12 protein-coding genes and 1 pseudogene are annotated in these 10,056 nt (G+C 71.9%); 4 read left to right on the top strand and 9 right to left on the bottom strand.

The annotated features are described in order from the left end of the window. The 3 genes and pseudogenes from LADH09A_RS21020 to LADH09A_RS21010 all read right to left on the bottom strand — a co-directional run. Positions 1 to 244 (bottom strand): annotated as a pseudogene (locus LADH09A_RS21020) (hypothetical protein); the annotation flags it as partial. 229 nt (positions 245 to 473) lie between these two features. Beyond that, a complete protein-coding gene (locus tag LADH09A_RS21015; protein WP_238647186.1) occupies positions 474 to 1,655 on the bottom strand; it encodes a hypothetical protein in 1,182 nt (393 codons plus the stop codon). Next, positions 1,652 to 2,182: a SigE family RNA polymerase sigma factor gene (locus LADH09A_RS21010; protein ID WP_238647185.1), complete on the bottom strand. Its 531-nt coding sequence runs from the start codon at positions 2,180 to 2,182 to the stop codon at positions 1,652 to 1,654. Before LADH09A_RS21010 ends, LADH09A_RS21015 begins: the two co-directional genes overlap by 4 nt. 178 nt (positions 2,183 to 2,360) lie before the next feature. Between LADH09A_RS21010 and LADH09A_RS21005 the strand changes: the two genes are divergently transcribed. The 4 genes from LADH09A_RS21005 to LADH09A_RS20990 all read left to right on the top strand — a co-directional run bounded on the left by LADH09A_RS21005 (position 2,361) and on the right by LADH09A_RS20990 (position 5,769). Then, positions 2,361 to 4,130, top strand: a complete 1,770-nt coding sequence (locus LADH09A_RS21005; protein WP_238647184.1) for a proline--tRNA ligase — start codon at positions 2,361 to 2,363, stop codon at positions 4,128 to 4,130. A 57-nt stretch (positions 4,131 to 4,187) separates the two neighbouring features. Then, complete coding sequence (locus LADH09A_RS21000; RefSeq protein ID WP_099849526.1) at positions 4,188 to 4,613, top strand: CBS domain-containing protein; 426 nt, start codon at positions 4,188 to 4,190, stop codon at positions 4,611 to 4,613. 71 nt (positions 4,614 to 4,684) lie between these two features. Further along, a complete protein-coding gene (locus LADH09A_RS20995) occupies positions 4,685 to 5,113 on the top strand; it encodes a SufE family protein (RefSeq protein ID WP_238647183.1) in 429 nt (142 codons plus the stop codon). A 20-nt stretch (positions 5,114 to 5,133) separates the two neighbouring features. Next, entirely contained in the window at positions 5,134 to 5,769 is a 636-nt protein-coding gene (locus tag LADH09A_RS20990) for a DsbA family oxidoreductase (RefSeq protein WP_238647182.1), read from the top strand. Between the two features lie 67 nt (positions 5,770 to 5,836). On the opposite strand, the gene LADH09A_RS20985 is transcribed toward LADH09A_RS20990, so the two are convergent. From LADH09A_RS20985 to LADH09A_RS20960, 6 genes are all read right to left on the bottom strand, one after another. Beyond that, on the bottom strand, positions 5,837 to 6,385 hold the full coding sequence (locus LADH09A_RS20985; RefSeq protein WP_238647190.1) for a YbaK/EbsC family protein: 549 nt from the start codon (positions 6,383 to 6,385) through the stop codon (positions 5,837 to 5,839). A gap of 95 nt (positions 6,386 to 6,480) precedes the next feature. Further along, complete coding sequence (locus tag LADH09A_RS20980) at positions 6,481 to 6,675, bottom strand: hypothetical protein (RefSeq protein ID WP_238647181.1); 195 nt, start codon at positions 6,673 to 6,675, stop codon at positions 6,481 to 6,483. A gap of 37 nt (positions 6,676 to 6,712) precedes the next feature. Further along, entirely contained in the window at positions 6,713 to 7,495 is a 783-nt protein-coding gene (locus LADH09A_RS20975; protein WP_238647180.1) for an SDR family oxidoreductase, read from the bottom strand. 97 nt (positions 7,496 to 7,592) lie between these two features. Beyond that, a complete protein-coding gene (locus tag LADH09A_RS20970) occupies positions 7,593 to 8,246 on the bottom strand; it encodes a GAP family protein (protein ID WP_238647179.1) in 654 nt (217 codons plus the stop codon). A 47-nt stretch (positions 8,247 to 8,293) separates the two neighbouring features. Next, entirely contained in the window at positions 8,294 to 9,682 is a 1,389-nt protein-coding gene (locus LADH09A_RS20965; protein WP_238647178.1) for an MFS transporter, read from the bottom strand. A gap of 58 nt (positions 9,683 to 9,740) precedes the next feature. Next, positions 9,741 to 10,001 carry a hypothetical protein gene (locus LADH09A_RS20960; RefSeq protein WP_238647177.1) on the bottom strand — a complete coding sequence of 87 codons (261 nt, stop codon included), beginning with the start codon at positions 9,999 to 10,001 and terminating at the stop codon, positions 9,741 to 9,743. Between the last annotated feature and the right edge of the window lie 55 nt (positions 10,002 to 10,056).

Raw genomic sequence — 10,056 nt, 5'->3', positions numbered from 1 at the left:
CGCCGACCGGGGCCGCACCAGACCCCGCGTCGCCCGCGGCGGAGGTGTCGGCGGCGGCGGGGACGGCACCGCCGGTCGCGGGGACGGCGCTGCCGGTGGGGGCGGGAGTGGGCGCGCTGTCCGGGTCTGCGCTCCCGCAGGCCGCAGCACCGAGCGCCATGAGCAGCAGAGCTGCCGTGCCGACGAGCGCGCGGGACTGGCGGGACGGGGCGGCGAGACGGGTGGTGACCGGGCCGAGGTTCATGGTGTCGCTCCCTTGTGCAGTTCGTTACCGAGTGGGACACCACCCAAGACGAGCCTCCGGTCGTGCCGAGTTGCCGCCGCCCGACGCCGCTATCCGACAGTCGGATCCGGCCGCCCCGGCAACCATTTCCGCAGATCACCGACGGTGACGGACGTCGTCGCGACGGTCGGTGCGTAGATGGCAGAAGGGCGGGCCACCCGAAGGTGACCCGCCCTTGGGCTGCTGGTCGTCAGGCCACGACGGCCAGGATCCGCATGTCCTTCAGGGCCGCCGGCTCGGCGGTCTCGGAGATCTTCCGGCCGTCCTCGTCCACCAGCAGCAGCGCGTACCCACTGCCGTCCTGGACCCGTACGACCATCGAGCCGTCGGTCTGGAAGTAGACCTGCCGCAGCGTCCGCCCAGCCAGTGGCAACGCGACCTGTTTGCCGGTGCCGGTGTCCAGGACGCTGTTGACCCGCAGGTCCCGGGCGACGTCGGTGCCGTCGTCGCCGGGCTTCGGCCGGTACAGGGCGATCCGGGAGCCGTCCGGGGCGAGACTGGTGACGTCGTCGCACCACCCCGCGGAGCGGGAGAAGCCCGGCACCGTCCGGCGCTTCCTGCCGTCCGGGTCGTAGAGGACCACCTGGCCGTCGACGCGCATGGCGATGGTCTGGCCGTCCGCCGACCAGAGGGCGTGACAGCCGAGATTCTCCCCCGCCCACCAGGTGACCGTGTTCTTCCCGCCACGGGTGTCCAGCACACCGTGTCGGCCCGGTTCGCCCGACGGCTTCACCTCGCGCAACAGCAGGCGTCGACTGTCCGGCGACCAGGTCGGCGGCACGCAGTTCGGGTCGACGTCGGCGCGCAGCGACTGCTTGCCGGAGCCGTCGACGTTCTGGAGATAGAGGGTGCCCTGGCCGCCGTCCGCCGTGTCGACCCAGGCCACCCGGCGGCCGTCCGGCGACACGTTCGCGTTGACGACAGCGGAGATGTCCGGCAGCGACAGGAGACGCGCCGTGTCCCCACCCGGCCGCCAGGACCGCAGGTTCGCCGTCGTCGCCTCGGTCGTCCCGGCTGGCCCGTAGAAGAGTTTGCCGATCTTCACCGTCGGGGTGTTCGTGCCGGACCCGCCGCTGGGCGGTGAGCCGGGCGCGTCGCTGGTGCTGGTGGACGGCGTCGGGTCGGCCGACGGCGACGGTGTCGCCGTGACCGACGGAGTGTCGGCGGGCAGTGGGGCCGGAGACTGATCCGGGCGGATGGCGAGGGCGGTGCCGGTCGCCGCCCCGATCAGCACCAGTGCGGCGGCGGTGGTGGCCACCGCCCGCTGGATACCGAGCCGACGGGACGTACGCAGGGTCCGGTCCCGCAGGTCGACGACGGTGACCTCTTCGGCCAGATCGGTCAGGTCGAGCCGGAGGCGCTGGTCGTTCATCGGTCGCTTCCTTCCAGGACGTACAGCTCGGCGAGCTCGGGCGCGACCACTCGCAGCTTGGCCAGCGACTTGGCCGTCTGGCTCTTCACCGTGCCGACAGTCACGCCGAGCAGGTCGGCGGTCTCCGTCTCGGTGCGGTCCTCGAAGAACCGCAGCACCAGCACGGCCCGTTGCTTCGGGGAGAGCCTCGTCAGCGCCGACCGGAGGGTGAGCCGCAGGCTGGTCTGTTGCGCGTGGTCCGGGCCCGAGTCGCCTCCGCGTGGCTCGGGCAGGTCGCCCGGCATCGACTCGGGTACCCGGCGCCGCCGCCACCAGGACACCTGCAGGTGGTACATCGTCTTACGGGTGTACGCCTCGGCGTTCCCGCTGTGGTGCAGCCGGTTCCAGGACCGGTGTGTTCGGGCCAGGGCGGACTGGACGAGATCCTCGGCCAGGTGCTGGTCACCGGTCAGCAGGTAGGCCGAGCGCAGCAACGCCGGCGTGCGGTTACGGACGAACGAGTCGAACTCACTCAGCAGAGGGTCCACACGGGCCGATCCTTCGGGTCGTGGTGCGTGAGGGACGTGATGCCCCTCCAGACGTCGCCCCGGGCAACCGTGGTTGCCGCCACGGACAGGCCATTTTCGAGGATTTCCGGGCGACGGGCCGCGACGCACCGGCCGAATTGGGTCGCTCGGCCGTCCGGCACGGCTCTACGCTGCGCGCATGCTGCTACGCATGTCGACCCTGTTGCTGCGGACCCTGCGCGAGGATCCGGCCGACGCGGAGGTGCCGAGCCACCGGCTGCTGCTGCGCGCCGGTTACATCCGTCGTGCCGCACCGGGCGGCTACACCTGGCTGCCGCTGGGCAAGCTGGTGCTGGATCGGATCACCGAGGTGGTGCGCGGCGAGCTGTTCGCGATCGGCGACCAGGAGGTGCACTTTCCGGCGTTGCTGCCGGCCGAGCCCTATCGGACGAGCGGCCGCTGGGCGGAGTACGGCGACGACATCTTCACCCTCGCGGACCGGCGCGGCGCCGAGCACCTGTTGGCGCCCACCCACGAGGAGATGGCGGCGCTGCTGGTCAAGGACCTGTTCACCTCGTACCGGGATTTCCCGGTGACGCTGTTCCAGGTGCAGACGAAGTTCCGCGACGAGGCCCGGCCCCGGGCCGGCCTTCTGCGTGGCCGGGAGTTCCTGATGAAGGACGCGTACTCCTTCGACCTGGACGATGCGGGTCTGCGGGACGCGTACGCGCGGCATCGGGCGGCGTACCGGCGGATCTTCGACCGGTTGGGTCTGGACTACACGGTGGTGCGGGCGATGTCCGGTGCGATGGGCGGGTCCGCATCGGAGGAGTTCCTGGCGACGACACCCGTCGGCGAGGACACCTACGTCGGCTGCACGGCCTGCGACTACGCGGCCAACACCGAGGCGGTGGTGACCCGGGCACCGGCCGCCGGCGACCCGACCGCGCAGCCGGCCGTCGAGGTGCACGACACACCGGAGACCCCGACGATCGCCAGCCTCGTGGAGTTGGCCAACACCCGCCGGCTGGGCGGTCGGGACGACTGGACCGCCGCCGACACCCTGAAGAACGTCGTGCTCTCCGTCCGCCAGCCCGACGCCGACCGCGCCGAACCTCTGGTGATCGGGCTGCCCGGTGACCGGGAGGTCGACCTCAAGCGGGTCGGCGCCGCCCTGCACCCGGCCCAGGTGGCCGTCTTCGAGGAGTGGGCCGACCACCCCGAGCTGGTACGCGGCTACATCGGGCCGCAGCTGCTCGACAAGCTGGGCATCCGTTTCCTGGTCGACCCGCGGGTGGTGACCGGTTCTGCCTGGTTGACCGGGGCGAACGAGCCGGGCCGCCACGCGACCGACGTGGTCTGCGGTCGGGACTTCACGCCCGACGGCACGATCGAGGCGGCCGAGGTGCGCGCCGGCGACCCCTGCCCGGCGTGCGACGCCGGCGAGCTGACCATCCGGCGGGGCATCGAGATCGGGCACATCTTCCAGCTCGGCCGCCGGTTCACCGACGCCTTCGCGGTCGACGTGCTCGGCCCGGCCGGCAAACCGGTCCGACCGACCATGGGCTGCTACGGCATCGGGGTCTCCCGAGCGGTCGCGGCGGTGGCCGAGCAGCACCACGACGACCGGGGGCTGATCTGGCCGGCGGCGATCGCGCCGTGCGACGTACACCTGGTGGTTGCGGGTAAGGGCCCGCAGCTCGACGCGGCACTGGCGCTCGGCGGGCGCCTCGCCGCCGCCGGCCTGCGGGTGCTGGTCGACGATCGCACGCACGTCTCGGCGGGGGTGAAGTTCACCGACGCCGAGCTGATCGGCATCCCCCGGGCCGTCGTGGTCGGCCGTCGACTCGCCGACGGGTACGTCGAGCTGCGCGAGCGGGCCGGCGACGGGCGCACCGAGCTGTCGTTGGAGGGTCTGGAAGACCGGCTCGTCCACGAGGTACGCCAGGAACGTGGGAGCCTGGTGTAGCTGTCGCGTCACGGGGTAGTGCAGTCGGATCGGGTGGATACGTCTTCGGAGGCTCTCATGACCGGTTACCGGGTCAGTGACGTGATGACCAGACAGGTCGTGTACCTGCCGGCCGAAACCACCCTGGACGAGGCGGCCAGGGTGATGAAGGAGGCGGACATCGGCGACGTGGTGGTCACCGACGGCGCCAGCCTCGCCGGCATGCTCACCGACCGGGACATCGTGGTGCGGGCCGTGGCGGAGAACAGCTCCCCTGCGGCCACCACCATCGGCTCGATCGTCACCCGCGAGGTGGTCATGATCGAGCAGCACTGCACGGCGGGTGAGGCGGCGGCGCTCATGCGCGACCGGGGCATTCGGCGTGTGCTGGTCTGTGACAGCGATCGCAAGCTGGTCGGGATCGTCTCGCTCGGCGACCTGGCCATGCAGCTCGACCCCACCAGCGCCCTCAGCGAGATCAGCGAGCAGTCGCCGACGGTGTGACGAAGGGGCCGGCGGCGGGCGCGGTGAGCGCCGCCGGCCTGCTCGCAGATGACCGGCGGTAACCTCGACGCATGGCTGACATGCCGGCCCGACTGGCCGAGATCGTCGACGAGTTCGCTGCCGCGCCGCGCGACCTGGTGCTGGAGATGCTCCTGGAGTACGCCGACGTCATCCCGGTGCTGCCGGAGGGCGCCGCCGCACGCGAGGGCATGGAGCAGGTGCCGGAGTGTCAGACGTCGTTCTTCCTGCGCGCCAGGGTGACCCCCGAGGGCACCGTGGACACGGTCTTCGACTGCCCGCCGGAGGCGCCGACCACCCGGGCGTTCGCCGGGATCCTCGCCGAAGGGCTGGCAGGCGCGAGCGCCCAGCAGGTGCTGGACGTGCCGGACGATCTCTACCAGCGGATGGGTCTGGCGCAGGCGATCAGCCCGCTGCGGATCCGCGGCGGCACGGCGATCCTGGGCCGGCTCAAGCGTCAGGTGCGGGAACAACTCGGCTGACCGCGAGGTTGCCACCGATCATGGAGATCGAGATCTACGCGGACGTCATCTGCCCGTGGTGCTACATCGGCAAGCGCCGCCTGGATGAGGCCCTCGCCCGTTACGAGGGTGAGGTGACGGTTCGCTACCGACCGTTCCAGCTCGACCCGTCACCGGTGCCCGAGCCGCTTCCGCTGGTGCAGGCGCTGGCTGGCAAGTTCGGTGGCCCGGATCGTGCCCAGCAGATGGTCGCGCACGTGACCCAGGTCGCGGCGGCTGACGGCCTCCGGCTGGACTACGACCGCGCGGTGATCGCCAACACCTTCGACGCGCACCGGCTGGTCTCCTACGCCACCGACCACGGTCGTGCGGCCGAGATGGTGGAGGCGCTCTACCAGGCGCACTTCAACGAGGGTGTGGACGTCGGCTCCCGGGAGGCGCTGGCCTCGGTGGCGGCCGGGATCGGCCTGGACGCGGTCGACGTCCGACGCTTCCTCGACTCCGACGAGCGCGTCACCGACATCGCCGCCGAGTTGGCCGCCGCCCGGGATCTCGGCATCACCAGCGTGCCGACCTTCGTCCTGGCCGGTAAGTACGCGGTCTCCGGCGCGCAGGATGTGCAGACACTGCTCGCCGCGCTCGGCGAGGTCGAGCAGCGCGAGGCCGCGGCACGCTGAGCCACCGGGCACCTGGCATCGATGATCACGATGTTTCACGTGCAACAACATCGATGCCGGTGCCTGTTCAGGCCGGCCTGGCCAGCCCCTCCACCACCTGCGCACCGGGCAGTGCGCCCAACGCCGGCCCCGGCAGCGCGATCTTGCTGTGCCGTACGCCGGACCCGATGATCACGTGCGGCGTGGCGATCACCCGCGCGTCCACCAGGATGGGCCACTGCGCCGGCAGCCCGATCGGGGTGATGCCGCCGTACTCCATGCCGGTCAGCTCGACCGCGTCGTCCATCGGCGCGAAGCTCGCCTTGCGCACGTCCAACGTGCGCCGGGCCACCCCGTTCACGTCGGCCCGGGTGGTGGCCAGGACGATGCAGGCCGCGTAGCGCACCACACCCTCACGCTTGCCGGCCACCACGACACAGTTGGCCGACACGTCCAACCCCACCTCGTACGCCGCGCAGAACGCGGCGGTGTCGGCGAGTTCGGCGTCGATCGGCGCGACCAGCACGTCGTTGACGTCCACGGGCGCGTCGGCGGGCCACTGCGCGACAGCCTCCGCCACCGGCGGGGCGAGCAGGTCGAGGCGGGCGCGGGCCGGTTCGGTCTTCAGCGTTCCCATCACGGGTGCGATCCTCGCATCCGACACGCCGAACCGCCCGACGGCTCCCGGGCCGTCCCGGGACACCACCGGCCCGGGCCGAACCGAACCGGTGCTCAACTGCCGGAGAGGAAGGCGTTGTCGCGCAGGAAGGAGCGGTCGCGGGCGGCCGCCAACTCCTCCTCGCGGTGGGCCTTGGCCCGTTGCAACTCCAGGTCCTCCAACGCGTGGCGGACACCCAGCCGGATCACGCCGTAGAGGAAGACGAAGCCGAAGACGTAGAGGATCACCGTGGTGACGACAGCGAACATGGCGTCACCGTAAGACGAACGTGAACCGTTGTTGCTCTCATCTCCGCCCGGTTCCCCCGTACGTGTCAGCGAGGTGGTCGGCCCAGGTGCGCACGCCGCGGGGCAGTGCCTCGGTGGTGAGACCACCCGCGCGCAACTCGCGACCGAGTCGGCCGGGAACCCGCACCGGCAGCAGCGGTCGACGCGAGCCTCGGGCCTGCCGCCACGCTCGGACCGCCTCGTCGAAGCGGAGTACCTGCGGCCCGCCGTACTCCTCGATGCAGCCCAGCGGGCCGGCGACCAGCCGAGCCGCCAGGCGCGCCGCCACCTCGCCCGGGTCGACCGGCTGGGCGAGCACCGCCCGGTCCCCGATCACCGGGCCCAACCGCGCGCTGGACGTGAGCAGGTCGTCCAGGAACTGTGGGAACTGGGTGGCCCGCAGCACCGACCACGGCACCGGTCCGGCCGCGATCACCTGCTCGGCGGCGAGCTTGTGCCGGTAGTACGGGATCGGCACCCGGTCCACCCCGACGATCGAGATGTAGACGAGGTGGCCCACACCGGCCGCGCCGGCGGCCAGCAAGAGCCGCCGGGTGCCCAGCACGTCCACCTGGTGGGTCTTCCCTCCCCGCGGCGCGGAGGCCAGGTGCAGCACCGCGTCCGTGCCGGACACCGCCTCGTCCAGCCCGTCGCCGGTCGCGAGGTCCGCCACCACCCACTCGACCTCGGTGCCCGTCTGGGCTCGCCGGCTGGTGGCCCGGACGGTGACCCCGTCACTGTGCAGCCTGGCGAGCACCGCACGCCCCAGGTGGCCGCTCGCCCCGGTGACCAGAACCCTCATCTCGACTCCTGTCCTGCCGCGAACCATCTCGGTGGGCCGGTGGCCCGCCCGGTGTGGACGGACGACGCGGCACTCCTGTGACCGGGTGTGCGACACCTCATCCCGAACGGATCAGGTCCAGCACGGTCAGCAGCGCGAAGAACGCGATCACGATCTCGTTGACGATCCACGCGTGCCGCTCGGCCCATTCCCGCATCCGGGTCAGCGCCCGCGCCGCCCTGTCCCCGAGCAGCAGCAACGCCAGCAGGGGCAGGGCGAGCAGGAGCACGGTGAGCAGCACGAACGGCATCAGGTGCCACCACGGCAGGTCGCGCCGGGCCACGCTCGCCCCGACGGTGGCCATGGTCAGGTCGTCGGTGGGCGTCGCCACGAAGAGCAACGCACCCAGCCGCAGGGCCCGACGCGGGTCGGCGCGCTCGATGCTGCCCAGCCATCTCGGTGGCCCGGCCCGGTTCCTTCGTGCCCACACCACCACGGCCAGGCTGACCAGCAGGGCGAGGACCACCAGGTCGATGGCGGGACCGCGATCGACCCTGCCGGCCACGGCACTGGCGTCGGCGACCAGTCCGCCGACCCAACGGGTCAGTAGCCAGCCCACCGTCACTCCGGCAGCGACGACCAGCCCGGCACCGGAGAGGAAGCCCAGCGACGCCGCCCGGGGCCGGTCCGACGAGGCGAGGAAGACCGCCACGACCAGTTGGGTCCCGGCGACCATCACCACGGCGAGCGGCAGGACGGTCAGGAAGTTCATCGCCGCCATCCTCCCGGCCAACCGGCTCGGATGCCGCGGAATACCGATCAACCGACCGGCCGTACGCTCCCGCCCGTCACGACACGGCCGGCCAGCAGCGCCCCGAGCAACGCGAGGCCCGCGGCCACCACCAGGGTCAGCGTGTAACTGGCCGGGCCGGGTGCGCTTCCCGCCGCCAGCACGGCCCCGGTCAGGGCGAGCACGGTCGCCGCGAAGAGAGAGTCGCCCAGTTGCAGCGACGAGCTGTTGCGGCCCTGCTCACCGGGGGCGGACAGCTCCAGGGTGAGCACCGACAACGACGGGTAGAGCAGCCCCATGCCGAGGCCGGCGATCGCCCAACCCACCACGGCAACGGTCACCGGCAGCTCGGGCCGGATGGCCAGCGCCACCGTGGCGGTGCCGATCGTGATGCAGGTCAGCCCGGCGCGCGGCAGGCTGGCCCGGGAGGCAGGCAGCGGGATCCGGCCCTGCAACCACGAGCCCACCGACCAGGCCAGCGCGCCGACCGTGAGGACCAGCCCGGCCGCGGTCGGCGAGAGGCCCCGCTCCCGGGAGAGCATCAACGGGATGACCACCTCGGCGCCCACGAAGGCCGCCGACGCCAACCCGCGCAGCCCGACGACGGTGGGCAACCCCCGCGCGGCCCGGAGGAACCCGGCCGGCAGCAGCCGCGGAGCGCACACCAGCAGACCGACCCCGGCGAGCACGATCAACACCACGGCGGTGACGCCGCGCTGCTGACCCCCGATGTGCAGCAGTGCGGCGCTCACCGCGGCACCGCATGCCCAACCGATCCGCGCCGCCGCGCCGGCCGCCGGCCCGGTCGCCACACTCCGGGCCAGCGTGCGCAGGCCCGGGTGGATCAGCAACACCGCCGGCACCGCCACCGCCGGCACCGCCAAAAAGACCCACCGCCAGCCCAGGTACTGCACGATCAGACCGGCAATCGCCGGTCCGACCAGCGACGGTACGACCCACGCCGCCGCGAACGCCGCGAAGATCCGCCGGTGCAGATCCTGCGGGTACGCCTGCCCGACGATCACGTAGAGCGCCACCGAGAGCAGCCCGGAGCCGAAACCCTGCACCGCCCGCCCGACGACCAGCGCACTCATCACGGGCGCGGTTCCGGCGATCAGCAACCCGACCACGAACCAGGCGACGCCGTGCCACATCGGTCCCCGCGGACCTCGGGCGTCGCACCAGATACCCGACACCACCATGGCCAGCACACCCGTGGCGAACGGGCCACCGAACGCGATTCCGTACAGCGCGAGCCCGTCCAGGCTGCGGGCGACGGTCGGCATCGCCGTACCGACGGCCAGCGCCTCGAAGGCGAGCAACGAGATCAACGCGACGCTGCCCACCGTCATCGCCCGCAGCCGGGGTGCGAACAGCCCCGCTGCGGCGGGAATGGCGGGGGCAACTGTGCTCGGCATGGACCGAGCATGCGACCTCAACCCTGATTCATGTCAAACGCCGGTGACCGGGCTCTCGTCAGGCCTCCTGGAGCGCCTCGCCGAGCCCGCGCACCAGTCCTGAGAAATGCTGGTCCGCCAACAGGTGACCGGCGGTGATCACCAGGGCGATCGGCCACTCGATGACCTGGAGTGCGGCGAGCACGCCGAGCCCGGCGTAGTAGACGACCTTGTCCGGTGGCGGCACCGCCACCTCGCCCAGCATCGGCAGCTCGACCCGTCGGCTGTACATCCGGACGTTCTCGTGCGAACCGTTGAGATGTCGCGTCAGCGTGCTCATGCCGGCCTCCCCATGTCCGGTGATGGTGGTCGGATTCCACAGCCCACCTCGTCCA

The sequence above is a fragment of the Micromonospora cabrerizensis genome (genome assembly GCF_022230955.1).
In the GTDB taxonomy this organism is placed as follows: Bacteria; Actinomycetota; Actinomycetes; order Mycobacteriales; family Micromonosporaceae; genus Micromonospora; species Micromonospora cabrerizensis.
This window is presented reverse-complemented; position numbering and strand designations above follow the sequence as displayed.

What these genes read in the sequence shown, in the direction of transcription:
- LADH09A_RS21015 (WP_238647186.1), bottom strand. Translation starts at nt 1,655, where the DNA reads ATGAACGACCAGCGCCTCCGGCTCGACCTGACCGATCTGGCCGAAGAG.
- LADH09A_RS21005 (WP_238647184.1), top strand. Translation starts at nt 2,361, where the DNA reads ATGCTGCTACGCATGTCGACCCTGTTGCTGCGGACCCTGCGCGAGGAT.
- LADH09A_RS21000 (WP_099849526.1), top strand. Translation starts at nt 4,188, where the DNA reads ATGACCGGTTACCGGGTCAGTGACGTGATGACCAGACAGGTCGTGTAC.
- LADH09A_RS20995 (WP_238647183.1), top strand. Translation starts at nt 4,685, where the DNA reads ATGGCTGACATGCCGGCCCGACTGGCCGAGATCGTCGACGAGTTCGCT.
- LADH09A_RS20990 (WP_238647182.1), top strand. Translation starts at nt 5,134, where the DNA reads ATGGAGATCGAGATCTACGCGGACGTCATCTGCCCGTGGTGCTACATC.
- LADH09A_RS20985 (WP_238647190.1), bottom strand. Translation starts at nt 6,385, where the DNA reads ATGGGAACGCTGAAGACCGAACCGGCCCGCGCCCGCCTCGACCTGCTC.
- LADH09A_RS20980 (WP_238647181.1), bottom strand. Translation starts at nt 6,675, where the DNA reads ATGTTCGCTGTCGTCACCACGGTGATCCTCTACGTCTTCGGCTTCGTC.
- LADH09A_RS20975 (WP_238647180.1), bottom strand. Translation starts at nt 7,495, where the DNA reads ATGAGGGTTCTGGTCACCGGGGCGAGCGGCCACCTGGGGCGTGCGGTG.
- LADH09A_RS20970 (WP_238647179.1), bottom strand. Translation starts at nt 8,246, where the DNA reads ATGAACTTCCTGACCGTCCTGCCGCTCGCCGTGGTGATGGTCGCCGGG.
- LADH09A_RS20965 (WP_238647178.1), bottom strand. Translation starts at nt 9,682, where the DNA reads ATGCCGAGCACAGTTGCCCCCGCCATTCCCGCCGCAGCGGGGCTGTTC.
- LADH09A_RS20960 (WP_238647177.1), bottom strand. Translation starts at nt 10,001, where the DNA reads ATGAGCACGCTGACGCGACATCTCAACGGTTCGCACGAGAACGTCCGG.